The 13,611-nt window shown below is 70.4% G+C and carries 14 protein-coding genes; 6 read left to right on the forward strand and 8 right to left on the reverse strand.

The features are described 5' to 3' along the window. Positions 1–15 precede the first annotated feature (15 nt). Positions 16–891 carry an RNA polymerase sigma factor SigF gene (locus ABZ707_RS11485; RefSeq protein WP_319682885.1) on the forward strand — a complete coding sequence of 292 codons (876 nt, stop codon included), beginning with the start codon at positions 16–18 and terminating at the stop codon, positions 889–891. A 111-nt stretch (positions 892–1,002) separates the two neighbouring features. On the opposite strand, the gene ABZ707_RS11490 is transcribed toward ABZ707_RS11485, so the two are convergent. Further along, the gene (locus tag ABZ707_RS11490) at positions 1,003–1,209 is read right to left on the reverse strand and encodes a hypothetical protein (RefSeq protein WP_360171569.1); all 207 of its coding nucleotides are present in this window, start codon (positions 1,207–1,209) and stop codon (positions 1,003–1,005) included. Positions 1,210–1,531: 322 nt separating this feature from the next. Between ABZ707_RS11490 and ABZ707_RS11495 the strand changes: the two genes are divergently transcribed. The 4 genes from ABZ707_RS11495 (at position 1,532) to ABZ707_RS11510 (ending at position 6,039) form a co-directional block, all read left to right on the forward strand. Then, a complete protein-coding gene (locus ABZ707_RS11495; protein WP_360171572.1) occupies positions 1,532–2,014 on the forward strand; it encodes a MarR family transcriptional regulator in 483 nt (160 codons plus the stop codon). Positions 2,015–2,035: 21 nt separating this feature from the next. Then, positions 2,036–4,513 carry an MFS transporter gene (locus tag ABZ707_RS11500; RefSeq protein WP_360171575.1) on the forward strand — a complete coding sequence of 826 codons (2,478 nt, stop codon included), beginning with the start codon at positions 2,036–2,038 and terminating at the stop codon, positions 4,511–4,513. 141 nt (positions 4,514–4,654) lie between these two features. After that, positions 4,655–5,488 carry a YceI family protein gene (locus tag ABZ707_RS11505; protein WP_360171578.1) on the forward strand — a complete coding sequence of 278 codons (834 nt, stop codon included), beginning with the start codon at positions 4,655–4,657 and terminating at the stop codon, positions 5,486–5,488. An 80-nt stretch (positions 5,489–5,568) separates the two neighbouring features. Then, entirely contained in the window at positions 5,569–6,039 is a 471-nt protein-coding gene (locus ABZ707_RS11510) for a PPOX class F420-dependent oxidoreductase (protein WP_360171581.1), read from the forward strand. Positions 6,040–6,084: 45 nt separating this feature from the next. Here the strand turns inward: ABZ707_RS11510 and ABZ707_RS11515 are convergent, their stop codons facing one another. The 7 genes from ABZ707_RS11515 to ABZ707_RS11545 all read right to left on the reverse strand — a co-directional run bounded on the left by ABZ707_RS11515 (position 6,085) and on the right by ABZ707_RS11545 (position 12,350). Beyond that, positions 6,085–6,876, reverse strand: coding sequence for a TetR/AcrR family transcriptional regulator (locus tag ABZ707_RS11515; protein WP_360171584.1), 792 nt, complete (start codon positions 6,874–6,876; stop codon positions 6,085–6,087). A gap of 491 nt (positions 6,877–7,367) precedes the next feature. After that, on the reverse strand, positions 7,368–8,123 hold the full coding sequence (locus tag ABZ707_RS11520; protein ID WP_360171587.1) for a response regulator transcription factor: 756 nt from the start codon (positions 8,121–8,123) through the stop codon (positions 7,368–7,370). Positions 8,124–8,381: 258 nt separating this feature from the next. Continuing rightward, a complete protein-coding gene (locus ABZ707_RS11525) occupies positions 8,382–9,314 on the reverse strand; it encodes an amidohydrolase family protein (protein ID WP_360171590.1) in 933 nt (310 codons plus the stop codon). A 144-nt stretch (positions 9,315–9,458) separates the two neighbouring features. Beyond that, positions 9,459–10,343: a DUF2797 domain-containing protein gene (locus tag ABZ707_RS11530; RefSeq protein WP_360171593.1), complete on the reverse strand. Its 885-nt coding sequence runs from the start codon at positions 10,341–10,343 to the stop codon at positions 9,459–9,461. 42 nt (positions 10,344–10,385) lie between these two features. Then, positions 10,386–10,811, reverse strand: a complete 426-nt coding sequence (locus ABZ707_RS11535; RefSeq protein WP_360171596.1) for a hypothetical protein — start codon at positions 10,809–10,811, stop codon at positions 10,386–10,388. A gap of 352 nt (positions 10,812–11,163) precedes the next feature. Continuing rightward, positions 11,164–11,688 (reverse strand): DUF1524 domain-containing protein, encoded by a 525-nt coding sequence (locus ABZ707_RS11540; RefSeq protein WP_360172559.1) that lies wholly within the window; start codon positions 11,686–11,688, stop codon positions 11,164–11,166. A 218-nt stretch (positions 11,689–11,906) separates the two neighbouring features. Further along, entirely contained in the window at positions 11,907–12,350 is a 444-nt protein-coding gene (locus tag ABZ707_RS11545) for a helix-turn-helix domain-containing protein (RefSeq protein WP_360171599.1), read from the reverse strand. Positions 12,351–12,416: 66 nt separating this feature from the next. Here ABZ707_RS11545 and ABZ707_RS11550 point away from each other — a divergent pair, with 66 nt between their 5' ends. Beyond that, positions 12,417–13,163 carry an enoyl-CoA hydratase/isomerase family protein gene (locus tag ABZ707_RS11550; protein ID WP_360171602.1) on the forward strand — a complete coding sequence of 249 codons (747 nt, stop codon included), beginning with the start codon at positions 12,417–12,419 and terminating at the stop codon, positions 13,161–13,163. Positions 13,164–13,611: the final 448 nt, after the last annotated feature.

The raw sequence follows: 13,611 nt of genomic DNA on the forward strand, positions 1-13,611 counted from the left end.
CCTCAAGGGGGTGGCATGTCCGCAGAACAGGGCAGCTCGAAGGTGCTCACGCTCACGAAGAGCGCTCCCGCGCCCGATGCTCTCGACCACGTGGCTCAGCCGCGCGTGTCCCAGCCGGAAGCCATCGACACCCGCACGCTGTCCCGCTCCCTGTTCCTGCGGCTCGCCGCGCTGGACACCGGAGAAGCGGACAGCCCGGAGCGCACCTATGTACGTGACACGCTCATCGAGCTGAATCTGCCACTGGTGCGCTACGCGGCGGCCCGGTTCCGCAGCCGCAACGAGCCGATGGAGGACATCGTCCAGGTCGGCACGATCGGCCTGATCAAGGCCATCGACCGGTTCGACTGCGAACGCGGCGTGGAGTTCCCGACGTTCGCGATGCCGACGGTCGTCGGCGAGATCAAGCGCTTCTTCCGGGACACCTCCTGGTCGGTGCGGGTGCCGCGGCGGCTCCAGGAGCTGCGTCTGGCGCTGACCAAGGCCAGCGACGAGCTGGCACAGAAGCTCGACCGCTCGCCCACCGTCCCCGAACTCGCCGCCGTACTGGGCGTGTCCGAGGAGGACGTGGTCGACGGCCTGGCGGTCGGCAACGCCTACACCGCCTCCTCGCTGGACTCGCCCTCGCCCGAGGACGACGGCGGCGAGGGCTCGCTCGCGGACCGGCTGGGCTACGAGGACACGGCCCTGGAGGGCGTCGAGTACCGCGAGTCGCTCAAGCCGCTGCTGGCCAAACTCCCACCCCGCGAGCGGCAGATCATCATGCTCCGCTTCTTCGCGAACATGACCCAGTCGCAGATCGGTGAAGAGGTCGGCATCTCACAGATGCATGTCTCGCGGCTGCTGACCCGTACGCTCGCGCAGCTACGGGAAGGGCTGATCTCGGACTGAAGCACGCGGACCCCGCCCGTACTCCGTACTCCAGGGCGGGGTTCCAAGTCCCCGAATCGACAAAGCGTCCACCGCGTGGCGGCACGCCGCCGGGGATCAGCGGACAGTGGATCAGCCGAGGGCCAGCCAGGCCACCACGGCCAGGATCACGACGACCGCGACGACGCCGACGATCACTCCGACCTTCGGTCCGCTCTGCTGGGGTGCCTGTCGGCGCTCGGGCTCGCCCTCGTCGACAAACGCACGGAACATCTGGGTGCTGCCCGCGGGGTCGGGATTGCCCTCGGGGCCCTGCGGGGCATGGGGGTTGTGTGCCATGGGGCAGGACCCTAGCGAACTCACGGGTCCCGCCCAACCCCGGGCCCACCACGAGCTGCACAAAATCCGTGCGCCGGCCGTCGCCGGACGCCGGCATCCGGCCCGTGCGTCCCGTTGACACCGGCCGGGCGGCCCCGGATTCCGGTCCGGCGCACCCGAGGGACAGGTACCGCGCATTGCCCGTACAGCCCACTCGCCCGGCGTTGACCAGGGCCATGCGAAGCCTTTTGGGTTCCTTTACTCCCCTCAGCCCGATTTCGTTTGCCTGCAGCAACCAACGGGTTCTATGGTTGCCTCAAGCAACAAGGTGTCGGGAGGATCCATGGCCGCACAGAGTCAGTACGCGGAACTGGCCCGGCAGCTCAGCGCGATCGGCGCGGTCAAACGAGGTCTGGCGCGCATCCTGCCGGCGGAATGCCCGGCCGGCTCCGCCGCGGTGCTCACCCTGCTGGAGCAGCACGGCGAGATGCGGATGAGCCGCCTCGCGGAGCTGCTCGCCGTCGACATGTCAGTGACCAGCAGACACGTCGCCCATGCCGCGGAGCGTGACTGGATCGAACGGTCCCCCGATCCGGCCGACAAGCGTTCGCGCATCCTGCGGCTCACCCCGGCGGGCCGGACCCTGCTGGACGAGCTCGCCCGGCGGACCACCGAGATGTTCGCGCGCGCTCTCCACGACTGGACCGACGAGGAGGTCGGGCAGCTCAACACGATGCTGGACCGGCTGCGCAACAGCTTCGGAGACTGCCGGGACTGGCGCTACGAAGACTCGTACACCCGTACATCCATGCGGCAAGAGACGTAAAGACGTAAGACAAGGAATCCAATGGCTACGACCACACCCACAGGTGTGCGGGGCGGCCACGCCAAGCGCGGAGGCGACCCCGCTCCCGTGCCCGGCACGCCGATGACACACCGCCAGATCATGGAAGCGCTCTCCGGGCTGCTTCTGGGCATGTTCGTCGCGATCCTCTCCTCGACGATCGTCTCCAACGCCCTGCCGGAAATAATCTCCGACCTCGGCGGCGGACAGAGCGCCTACACCTGGGTGGTGACCGCGTCGCTGCTGGCGATGACGGCGACCACTCCGCTGTGGGGCAAGCTCTCCGACCTCTTCAGCAAGAAGCTCCTGGTCCAGATAGCCCTGGTCATCTATGTCACGGGCTCGATCGTGGCCGGGCTCTCGCAGAACGCCGAGATGCTGATCGTCTGCCGGGTGTTCCAGGGCATCGGCGTCGGCGGGCTCTCCGCTCTCGCTCAGATAGTCATGGCCGCCATGATCTCGCCGCGCGAGCGGGGACGGTACAGCGGCTACCTGGGCGCGACCTTCGCCGTCGCCACCGTCGGCGGCCCGCTGCTCGGCGGTGTCATCACCGACACCTCCTGGCTGGGCTGGCGCTGGTGCTTCTACGTCGGTGTCCCGTTCGCCGTCATCGCGCTGATCGTGCTCCAGAAGACCCTGAAGCTGCCGGTCGTCAAGCGTGACGTCAAGGTCGACTGGTTCGGCGCCTTCTTCATCAGCGCGTCCGTGTCGCTGCTGCTGCTCTGGGTCACCTTCGCGGGCAACAAATACGACTGGGTCTCGTGGCAGACGTACACGATGGTCGGCGGAGCGATCGTGCTCGGCGCGATCTTCGTTCTCATCGAGTCGAAGGCCAGCGAGCCGATCATCCCGCTGCGGCTCTTCCGCAACCGTACGATCACGCTGGCCTCGCTGGCCTCGCTCTTCGTCGGTGTCGCGATGTTCGCCGGCACGGTCTTCTTCAGCCAGTACTTCCAGCTCGCGCGCGACAAGTCACCGACGATGTCCGGTGTCATGACCATCCCGATGATAGGTGGCCTGTTCCTCTCGTCCACCGTCTCCGGACAGATCATCACCAAGACCGGCCGCTGGAAGGTCTGGCTGGTCAGCGGTGGTGTGCTGGTGACCGCGGGGCTCGGGCTGCTCGGCACCATCCGGGTCGACACCCCGTACTGGCACATGGCCATCTATATGGCGCTGCTGGGTCTCGGCATCGGCATGATGATGCAGAACCTGGTCCTCTGCACGCAGAACCAGGTCTCTCCGCAGGATCTCGGCTCCGCCAGCTCCACCGTCACCTTCTTCCGTTCCCTGGGCGGTGCGATCGGTGTCTCGGCGCTGGGCGCGGTGCTCGGCAACCGGGTCACCCACTATGTGAAGGACGGCCTGGCCGATCTCGGCCCGCAGGGCGCGGCCCTGGGCCACGGCGGCACCGGCGGCGGCGCCATCCCGGACCTGGACACGCTGCCCGCGCCGCTGCGGGGCGTCATGGAGATGGCGTACGGCCACGGGGTCGGCGATGTGTTCCTCTACTCGGCTCCGGCCGCGCTGGTCGCCCTGCTGCTGACGCTGTTCATCAAGGAGGTCGCGCTGAAGACACGGGCCGCAGGTGACGCGCCGGACGCCGTCGGGGCGCCCGAGCCGGTGGCTCCGGCCGCCGCGACCGTCCAGGAGCCCGCCGCGGTCGCGGCGATTCCCGCCCAGGCCGGCCCGGTGGAGCCGGCGGCTGCGGAGCCCGGCATCGCCGTACGGGGGGTGGTGCTCGGCTCCGAGAGCGCCGCGGTGGCCGGGGCGGCCGTCACGCTGATCTCGCTGGGCGGACGCCAGTTGGCCCGCTCGGTCTCCCAGTCCGACGGCGGCTATGTCCTGAACGCGCCGGGCTCCGGCTCGTACGTCCTGATCGCCTCGGCCGACGGCTTCCAGCCCCAGGCCGCCACGGTCGTCGTCGGTGACCAGCCGGTCACGTACGACATCCTGCTCTCCGGTACGAGCGGTCTCGCCGGGTCTGTGCGCAGTGCGGACGGCGGGCAGCCGATCGAGGGCGCGATGGTGATCGTCACCGATGTGCGCGGCGATGTGCTGGCCACCGGGAAGTCCGTCGAGCAGGGCGAGTTCGCCTTCGGTGAGCTGGTCCCCGGCTCGGTGACGGTCGCGGTGAACGCGGCCGGTTTCCGGCCGCTGGCGCTGCCGGTGGAGATCGGCGGCCACGGTGTGACCCGTATCGAGGCGGTGCTGCGGGCGGGTGCTCTGGTCCAGGGCACCGTCAGGGCGGGTGCCGACCGCCGTCCGGCGGCCGACGCCCGCGTGACGCTGATCGACGCGGCCGGGAATGTGGTCGCCACGGCGACGACCGGGGAGGACGGGGCGTATGCCTTCGCCGACCTGGACGCGGGCGACTACACGGTCATCGCGACCGGATACCCGCCGGTGGCCGGTGCGCTGACCGTGGCCGGCCGGGGGGCCGACGGCCACGACATCGAGCTCGCCCACCCCGGCGAGTAGCCGGCGCGGCGCTCGGGCCCGACGGCCGGAGCGCGCGTTGTCCGGTGCGGACATGGGCCCCGGTGGCGGGAGTGGCGGGCGGCACGGCCGCCGCCCGCCACCGGGGCCCCGCTCTTGACTGAGATCAAGGAGAGTTACGGGATGGGAATTCGCGGACAGGTACGGACGCGGGACGGCTGGGCCGTCCAGCACGCGGTCGTGACCATGACCGACATGACCGGCGCACAGGTACTGCGGGCCGCGGTGGACGAGAACGGCGCGGTGCGGACCGAGGCCGCACTGGCGCCGGGTCCGTACACCGTGATTGTGACGGCCGTCGGCTACGCCCCTGTCGCCTCCACCGCGCTGGTCACGGCGAGCGGCCGTGCCGAGGTGGGCACCGTGGTCCTGGCCCGGCAGGGCGGGGTCGAGCTGCCGCCGCCGGGCGTATGGAGCCTGGATCCGGCGCACTCGTCGGTGAGCGCGGTGGCCCAGCATCTGGGGATCTCCAGTGTGCACGGGCGGTTCAAGGAGTTCGGTGGGCGGATCGAGATCTTCGAGGACGGCGGGGAGGGGAGCCATGAGCGGTCCCGCGTCGACGCCGTCATCGGCGCGGCAAGCATCGACACGGGCAACGCGCTGCGGGACAAGCACCTCAAGTCGCCGGACTTCCTGGATGTGGAGCGCTTCCCGGAGATCACCTACCGCAGTACGCGACTGACCCCGGTGGGCCCGGACCGCTGGACGGTGCACGGGCAGTTGTCGCTGCGCGGAGTCGTACGGGACGTGGACCTGGATCTCAGCTATCTGGGCACCGGCCCCGACCCGTGGGGCGGGGTACGGGCGGCGTTCCGCGCGACCACCGAGCTGAGCCGCGAGGACTACGCGATGAACTACAACCAGGTGGTCCAGGCGGGCATCTCGGCGATCGGGGCGACGCTGCGGGTGGAGCTGGACATCCAGGCGGTGCAGGGCGAGAACCTGCCGGAGGCGTAGCAGGGGGCGTGGCGGGTGCGGGGCGGGCGGCGGGGCCCTCCCGGGGGCCGGGGGCACCGGAAAGCCGTAGGCTGCGGATCATGGCACCGAACATCGCAACGAACACCACCGTGGACCTCGACGGACTGCTGGAGTTCGTCCGCCCCCGTCACCGGGCGATCCTGCTGACCACCCGCGCAGACGGCCGACCGCAGGGCTCGCCGCTGGCGTGCGGCGTCGACGACTCGGGCCGGATCGTCGTCTCGACCTATCCGGAGCGCGCCAAGACGCGCAACGCCAAACGGGACGAGCGGGTGAGCGTGATCGTCCTGTCCGACGACTGGAGCGGTCCCTGGGTCCAGATCGACGGCACGGCCGAGGTGATCGACTCCCCGGAGTCGGTCGAACCGCTCGTGGAGTACTACCGCAACATCGCCGGTGAGCACCCCGACTGGGACGAATACCGGGCGGCGATGGTGCGGCAGGGGAAGTCCCTCATCCGGGTCACACCGACCCGCTGGGGCCCGCTGGCCACCGGCGGCTTCCCGGCGCACCTCGCTCCGGCGGAGTAGGGGCGGGCCGCGCGTCCCGGGGGCGGTCGCGGCGCGGACGGACTTCTACGGCGCGCCCGCGTCCCGGGCGCGCATCGCCTCGATGCCCGCGACGAGGAGTTCGAGCGCGAACGTGAAGTCCCGTTCGCGCATCTCCTCCACCGTGTCGCCGCCGCGTGCCTCCATCAGCTCACCGGCGTTCTCGAACCCCCGCTGGGTTTCCCGCTGTTCGCTGATGGACCCCATGGCCAGCCGGTAGTACTCGTCCTGGCTCAGCCCCGCGTCGGCGCAGCGCTGCACATAGTGGCCCTCGATGGTGCCGAAGCCGTACACGAACTGGAAGACGGCGGAGATCGCGCCCTTCTGGCCGTGCGGCGCCAGCCCGGTCCTGCGCACGACCGCCCGCACGGCGGAGGAGAAGACCGTCGAACGCGGCCCGATGTTCAGGTACTTGCCGATCAGTGGCGAGACCCAGTGGTGACGGACCAGCACCGCGCGGTAGCTGCAGGCCAGTTCACGGAGTTGGTCGCGCCAGTCGGCGCCGTCGTCCGTCAGATCGGGCACCCGGACCTCGCCGAAGACGGCGTCCAGGGCGAGTTCCAGCAGGTCGTCCTTGGTGTCGACGTACCAGTAGAGGGACATCGCGGTCACGCCCAACTCGGCGGCCAGCCGCCGCATGGAGAACTTCGCCGGGCCCTCCTCGTCGAGCAGCCGTACCGAGACCGCGGTGATCCGGTCGCGGTCGAGCACGGCCGGCTGGTCCGGCTTCTCACTCCTGCGACCACGGGCCGCCGGCTTGCCCTGGAGCCAGACGCTGGCCCTGGCCGGACGCTTGGCGGGATCGGCTTCCGACACCATGGGAGAGCCTCCTCGGTTCCTTCCGGCCGCGCGGACCGGATTTCTCCGGCCGGGCGGGGGCCGGGGCTCGGTGACCTGTCCGGCGCCGGTCAGTACCGGCTCCGGTGGCAGGTGGCCGCGTGCCGAGGTCCGAGGTCTGCCCGGTCCCGATGCTATGCGGCCTCCAGGGGAGAGTCTGCCCGCTCAGCGGGGTGCGGCAGCAGGGCGGCCGGGACGGGACCGTCAGGAACGGTGACCCGCCGACGAGTTGAGCCGTCGCCGGGGTCAACTCGTCGGCGGGGCGAAGGAGCCGGGGATCCGCGACTTCTCGCCGCCCTTCGCCGCGGCGGGGGCGGCCGGCAACGACGGCGCTGCGAAGGCCCCCGGAACGAGCGCCGCGAAAGGGGAGTTGAGCGCCGCGCTGGTGATCTTCAGCGGGGCCCGCGCCCGGGACTCCGCTCGGGCGGCCGCCCGGCCGCTCGGGCGGTGCTGCGGCCCTGGGCGCCGGCCGCTCAGCGAGGCGCGGCGCCCGGCTCACCGGCCTTGATCAGATATCCGGCCCCGCGCCGGGTGTGGATCATCGGCGGCCGTCCGGCGTCGATCTTCCGGCGCAGATAGGAGATGTACAGCTCGACGATATTGGCCTGGCCGCCGAAGTCGTACGACCACACCCGGTCGAGGATCTGCGCCTTGCTCAGCACCCGGCGCGGGTTGCGCATCAGATAGCGCAGCAGCTCGAACTCGGTCGCCGTGAGATGGATGGACTGTCCGTCGCGGGTCACCTCGTGGCTGTCCTCGTCCAGCGTCAGATCCCCGACCACCAGCAGCGACTCGCTGCGTACGGCCGCCGCGCCCGACCGCCTGATCAGCCCGCGCAGCCGCGCCACGGCCTCCTCCAGGCTGAACGGCTTGGCGACATGGTCGTCACCGCCCGCCGTGAGCCCGGCGATCCGCTCCGCCACCGCGTCCTTCGCGGTGAGGAAGAGCACGGGCACCCGTGGCAGATCGCGCCGCAGCCGGCCCAGCACCGCCAGGCCGTCCATGTCGGGCAGCGTCACGGCCAGCACCACCGCGTCGGGCCGGAACTCCCGCGCGGCGCGCACCGCGCCGGCGCCGTCGGTGGCGCCGCACACCTCCCAGCCCTCATACCGCAGCGCCATGGACAGCAGCTCGGTGAGCGGACCGTCGTCGTCCACGACGAGCACACGGACAGGGCTCCCGTCCGGCCTGAGTATCTCGGTGCGCCCCTGGGGCGAGGTGATGGTCATGGGTCCAGCCTGGGGACGGCCCCTGAAAGCCTTCTTGCCGGAAACTGTGAATTGCCTGAGAAACGGTCCGGTGAGGCGCGACACGCGCGGTCGCCCGTAGGTGGGGCCGCCATCAGGTACGCGACGCGGTCAGGCGGTGGCGGTCAGGGCGGCAGCGGTCGCAGTCGCAGTCGCAGTCGCAGTCGCAGTCGCAGTCGCAGTCGCAGTCGCAGTCGCAGTCGCAGTCGCAGTCGCAGCAAAGCTGTCACGCGGTGGCGGTCACGCGAAGCGGTCACCGGGTGTGGAAAGCCGCTGTCCGCCGTCCAGCCCGAAGAGCCGGGCCCCGTTCCCGTGACAGACCGCCCGCAGCCAGTCGCCGCCCAGCGCGAGCCGCTCCAGGACCTCAAGCTGATGGACGTAGGGATACGGGATATTGGGGAAGTCCGTCCCCAGCAGGATCCGGTCACCGAGATCCGCCAGCCGCCCCCTCGCCTCGGCCGGGAACGGCGCGAAGCCCTCGCTGAAGTCCGTGAACGCCATGGTCGTGTCCAGCCCGACCTCCGGATACCGCTCGGCGAGAGCGAGAAAGTCGGTGTATTCGGGCATCCCCAGGTGCGCCACCACCAGCCGCAGCCGGGGATGCCGCGCCAGCAGCCGCTTTATCGGTCCCGGGCCGGTGTACGCGCCCGGCGCGGGGCCCGAACCGCAGTGCGTCACCACCGGCACGGCGGCCTCGGCGAGCAGACCCCAGACACCGTCCAACCGCTTGTCGTTGGGGTCGTACGCGCCCACCTGGAGATGCGACTTGAAGATCCGCGCGCCGCTCTCCACCGCCTCCCGCACATACGCCTCGACGCCGTCCTCCGGAAAGAACGTGGCCGTCCGCAGACAGCCCGGCGTACGCGCCGCGAACTCGGCGGCCCAGCCGTTCAGCCACCGCGCCATCCCGGGCTTGTGCGGATAGAGCATCGAGGTGTACGCCCGCACTCCGAACGCCGCCAGCAGAGCGACACGTTCGGTCTCCTCGTGCCGGTAGGTGATGGGCCACTCCCGTCCGACGAGCGGCCCGGCGGCGTCGAAGTAGGCCCACACCTTCCTGAGCACGCGCTCCGGCATGAAGTGCGTATGGATGTCGACGAGCTCCGGCAGCCCCACCCGCTCCCGGAACCGCCGTACGGCATCCACCTCGGCACTCATGTCGTGACCGCCCATAACCCCCACCTTCCGGCCGGTACGAATGCCGTGTCCACAGAATGCCGTGTCCACAGAACGGAGTGGCCGGCTCGGAAGGGCCCGTCACCCGGTTCAGAAGAGGCCGGCCAAGAAGAGGCCGTCCCCCGAGCCGGCAGAACCCCCTCAGAAGAGCCCGTCCTGCACATCGCCGCCGCGTATGTCCCGTACGGGGACCGTCACGGCGGGCCCGGCCTCCGCCGCCTTCACACCGGCCAGCTCCCAGCCGCTCAGAAGCCGGGTGTCGAAGACGACAAGCCCGCCGTCGGCCGTGGCCAGATGCAGATCGGGCCCCGCGGCCGCGACCAGCCGTCCCGCGACGCACCCGCCGTCGACCAGCTCCACCACCACTCCCGTGGCCGGGGCGAGGCCGTCCAGCGCGAACGCCGCCGCATGATCGACCGCGGCGAACCCCGTCCGCTCCAGCGACCCCGGCCACTCCGCCAGGGCGACCGCCCGCGCGTGCATCCGCTCGATCTCGGCCGCCCGCTCCGTCCGGGACGGCAGCGCGGACCGTACGGCCCGCTTCTCCGCGTACGGAATGCGGTCCGGCACCCCCAGCGCCGTGCGCAGCAGCTCCTCGGTCCGCCGCGCGGCCATCAGCGGCCCACGCCCCAGCCAGCTGAACGCCACCGCGCCCTGCTCCAGCAGCCGCGCCGGGCCACGCTCCTCCGCCGTGATCCCGACCTTCACCATGCCCGGCCCGAACCACGCGAGATAGACGCGATACGTCCGGGGATCGTCCGCGACGGTGTCGGCGGCCACGGAGTGCGCCCGGTCCAGCCGAGCGCACTCGGGGCACTTCCCGCCGGTACTGCGCCCGGGCACCCGCGCCCCGACAGGACAGGCATTCCCCCGGGCCCCGGCACACCCTCGGGCGCCGAGGGCACGGAATCCCAGCTCGCGCCCGTACTCCAGCGGGCTCTCCCGGCCGGCCCCGCCCCGCCGCCACACCAGCACGGGCCCCGATCCCCGCCATCCGAGGCCCCCGCAGCGCCAGCCCGTCACCAAGCACCACCCTCGTCCCGGCGCCCGCCGCCCCACGGGCCCGGATCAGTCACCGGAGGCGCCCCAGAAACAGATCTCCTCCGGCCGGCCCCGCTCATCGTGCAGCACCGCACACCGCCCCTGCCATCTCTCGCTGGGGAAGACCTCGAACTCGGGCACATGACGCCGGGTGAGCGCGCGCGTGCCGAGATACCGGAACGCCTCGTCGGCCGTCACCGGCTTCAGCGTGCCGGGCTCGGGTCTCTCGCCGGGACCGAGGATCGAGGAGATGTCGAGGATCGAGTGTGTCCCCGACTCCTGGACCTCCTCCTCCGTCCACAGCGCCTCAAGGGTTTCCGGCCACGGCCGGCCCTCGTCCTCCAGCACCCAGTAGTAGTCCCGCTCCTCGAAGACCTTCCGCCGCAGGTCGGCGAATGCCGCGCCGAGGTCTTCCCGGTACGGCGTGTAGTACTCCCACCCCGACGCGCCCATGATGCCGCCCCTCTTCGCTTCCCGACCGATCGCCGGAAAGCTAACAGCCGGGACTGACAGTCCCCCTCGGCGACGATCCCGGACCGGGGCCCCCTCGGGCGTGTCGCGGGAGACCCCCGGCGCGCGCGGCGCTCCTGACCCCGGAGACCCCCACCGGACGACCGGCGCGCGGACCGAGCCGCGCCGGCTCCTGACGGGCGATCAGCGACCCGGACCCCACAAGTCCCCCCGCGAGCCCGTACTCCATGCGATGGCGATACCTCGAACGAGCGGATTCATCCCGTGCGTAATCCTGAAGTCACATAAAGTATCGGGACTACTCCGCTTGTCCTTGGAGCCGTATGTGCCTCCCCTACCGCCGTTCGCCTCGGACACGCAGTGTCCGCCTGCTCTGGTTGACGTTGTCGGTGACGGCGATGAGCTGGGGGCGGGTGAGGTCGTTGGCGAACTGCTGGCGCTTGGCGGTGGTCCAGGCGGAGGCGCCGGAGTCCCACGCCTCGGCGAGCGGCACCATGTGGTCGATGTCGACGTCCGCGGCCGCGTGCCAGGTCGCACCGTCGTAGGGCGAGAACCAGGTGCCGGAGGTCGCGGCGCAGGCGGAGCTGGTGACGACACCGGTGCCGTCGCGCTTGAGGATCGTCTCGCGGGTGTCGCAGGTCCCGGACTGGGTGATCCAGTGCGGGAACAGGTCCCGGCTGTAGCCGGTGCGGTTCTCCGCCGCGACCTTCAGCGAGGCGAGGTAGGAACGGGCGGTGGAAGCGCTGACCGGGGTGGGCAGCGCCGCCTGCGCCGGCGAAGCGCCGACGAGCGCCAGGACAGCGAGGGCCGCTGCCGCGAAAGCAGCGACAACGCTACGAACAGTAGTACGGACAGGTATCGACTCCGGAACCAAGAGGACAGGGACGGCGGTGCGGCGCTCATGCTGCCCCAGCAGGCATCTATGCGTGTAGACATCAATAGCTGAACATTGAATGACGCCCCGTCAAAGAAGGTGACCCGCCCGTTCCTTGCCTCACCAAGCGAGGCGGGAGGCCACCTGCGCAGCCGGTCCGGAGTCCAGGTGTGCCGCCCTGACCGGGTCGCCGGTGACCTCGTTCAGGAGGCGCGGACTGTCCAAGGTGTCGAGGTCGGCGCGGTCTCTCCGGTAGGACGGGAGTCGAAGGCGTCCCGCGCGGCAATGACCTGTGGCGCGTTCTCCAGGGCCCAGCGGGCGATGGTTCCGGTGAGCCGGCCGACCTCTCGGCCGAGGTGGGTAAGGCGGTACTCGACCCTCGGGGGAACCGTCGCATAGACCTTGCGATCGACGAGGCCGTCGCGCTCCAGCGTGCGAAGAGTCTGTGTGAGCGACTTCTGGGTCACTCCCTCGATGGTCCGACGCAGCTCGTTGAACCGCAGGGGCCGGTCGTGGCGTTCCAGAAGTCCCAGTACGTACAGGACCCACTTGTTGCCGAGTACGTCGAGGATGGTGCGGGAGGGGCAGTCGAGCCGGAAGGAGGGGCTCCCGCCCCCGTCAGTGTCGCCCAGATCTTTAGTATCCATAAGGTACCTACATATCAAAAAGGTGCCCAGTTTACTAGCGATACCAATTGGCGCAGACTTGGCACCGTGAACGAGAACCTCTCCGCCGAGACCTTCGTCAACGTCATCCGCCATCCCAACAACGTGGCCGTACTCCGCATCGACCGCCCCGACCGGAACGCCCTGTCCACAACGGTGCTCGCCCAGATCCAGTCGGCGGCAGAAGAACTCGCGGCCGAGCCGCCCGGAGCGGTCGTGGTGTGGGGCGGCCCCGAACTGTTCTCCGCAGGAGGCGACCCGAGCGAGTTCGACCACTTCGACCCCGAGATCGGCCGCCGCGTCTCGGAAGCCTTCCACCGCGCCAACAACGCGCTGGCGGCGATTCCCCGGGCGACTGTCGCCGCCATCACGGGTGTTGCCGCGGGTGGGGGCCTGGAAGTGGCCCTCGCCTGCGATTTCCGGGTTGCCGCGACAGATGCTCGGCTGGGTCAGCACGAGATAGGGATGGGCCTGTTCCCCGGCGGCGGCGCCACTCAGCGCCTGCCCCGCCTGGTCGGAGTGTCGCGCGCCAAGGAGCTGATCTACTCCGGCGCACTCGTCTCTGCCTCCGAAGCACTACGGATCGGCCTGGTCGACAAATTCGTCCCGGCCCACACCGTCCTCGGTGCGGCGTTGGACTGGGCCGCGACCTTCGCCACGGGTGCGGCCGCGGTGCGGGGTAGCGTCAAGAGGGTCATCGACGAGGGACTGGACTTGTCCCTGGAGGATGGCCTGCGCCTGGAACGCGACCACTTCAGCGCCCTCTTCGACGACTGGCATGTGAGCGGCGCCTGATCACACCTGCCCCAAGCTCGGACTCGCCACCTGGTTCACCGACACCCACATCGTCTACCGCGGCAGCGGCGCCGATGAAAAGCTGTACTACCGCTCGGGCGCCCGCCAGCTGAACGGCGGCTGGACCTGGGCCACTCCCTGAGAAGATCCCGCCCGTAACGCCGTCATGTCGACCGTCGTTTGACCGGGCAGCGGCCCCGGTTCGCCCCCGTTCCCGGGGCCGCCACCGGGCCCCCGCAAAGGGTCCCGGGCCGGGCATGCCGCCACCTTGGACTGAGGAAGAGCGGTCAGGGCTCCGGGGCAGGGCGACCGGAGCCCGTATTGATGGGCCCTTAAGCTTGTTCTTTAACGTCCGCCCGGGGAGAGGCAGTTGGGCGCCTGTCGGGCTACTGATGGCCTGGTGCGACAGCGGTGCGGCCTTGGTGTGATCATGTGCGTTGTCGAGACG

It is taken from the genome of Streptomyces sp. NPDC006923, from assembly GCF_040635655.1.
Taxonomy (GTDB): domain Bacteria; phylum Actinomycetota; class Actinomycetes; order Streptomycetales; family Streptomycetaceae; genus Streptomyces.